This window comes from Actinoplanes sp. NPDC051633 (genome assembly GCF_040681735.1).
In the GTDB taxonomy this organism is placed as follows: Bacteria; Actinomycetota; Actinomycetes; order Mycobacteriales; family Micromonosporaceae; genus Actinoplanes.
In genome coordinates, this window is record NZ_JBFAZH010001784.1 from 1 (window position 1) to 1,112 (window position 1,112).

The window sequence follows — 1,112 nt, forward strand, 5'->3', positions numbered from 1 at the left end:
ACGGCGAGGAATGACGCCCGGGTCAGCCGGGTGTAGGTCTTGATGAAGTCGGCGCCGGCGGCGTGCTCACCGCGCACCGCGGCGCGGGCCTGCGCCGGGTCGGCGACGGCGACGTGCACCGATCCGTCGCCGTCGAGCCCGTCCCACAGCGACGGCGAGCCGTCGATGATCCGGCTGCCGATCTGCCACTGTGGACCGATCCGGGCGCCGGCGGCGATCTGCTGGCGCCAGTCGCGTGCCTGGGCGCTGCCGGACATCTGCCGCGTGGTGGTGACCCCGTTGACCACGTACAACTCGGGGTCGGTGTCGTCGATGCCGACGGCGTGGGTGTGCATGTCCGCCAGGCCGGGGATGAGGAACTTCCCGGCGCCGTCGACGATCGTGGCACCGCGGGGCACCGGCACCCGTTGCGCGCGGCCGGCGTCGAGGATGCGGTCGCCCCGGATCAGCACCGTCTGGCCGTGCCGGGCGCCGCCGGACGCGTCGATCACGGTGACCCCCGTGATCGCGATCGGGCCGCGGGCCGGGGAGCCGGCACCGGCCCCGGCCGGCCGGGACGCCCCGAGGGCCGCCCCGGCGACGCCGAGTGCCGTGCCGGTGAGAATGGTCCGCCGTCGCATGGTCTTCCCCCTGGGTGCGTGTGCCGTTGTCGGGATCAGACTGCTCGCCCGGGCCGTGCGAATCATTGGTGTTACGCCCCGATCAGCGGGTGGAGCTAGCACCACCCGGCGTTCCGGCGAGGACCGGAGGTCGATCGTCACCGCCGTCGACGATCCGGCCCGCGCGGTGCGCCTCGGCCCAGCGGTGGCCGACGATCAGAGCGACGATCGCCACCACCGTGTACGCGCCGGCGAGCAGCAGCCCGAGCCGGTCGAAGTCGGCACCGCTGACCATGGTGAACAGGAAGGAACCGCCGAACGTGTTGAGCGACGCGTGCCACACCGCCGTCAGGGACCACCGTCCCCCGCTGAGGCGGAAGATCTGCAGCAGGATCAGCTGGAAGGCCGCGTTGCCGACGATGCCCATCACCCACGACGAGTCACCGCTCACCATCAGCGGCAGGTGCCAGACGATCCGGATCGCGGACAGGACGGCCCAGGCCCCGAGGAAGC

At 72.8% G+C, this 1,112-nt stretch carries 1 protein-coding gene and 1 pseudogene; both read right to left on the reverse strand.

Features of this window, described 5'->3' with window-relative positions; all coding sequences use genetic code 11:
* Positions 1 to 620, reverse strand: a pseudogene (locus AB0M20_RS45145) (hypothetical protein); the annotation flags it as partial.
* 82 nt (positions 621 to 702) lie between these two features.
* On the reverse strand, positions 703 to 1,112 hold a 410-nt coding region (locus tag AB0M20_RS45150; protein WP_364307796.1), incomplete at its 5' end, for a hypothetical protein.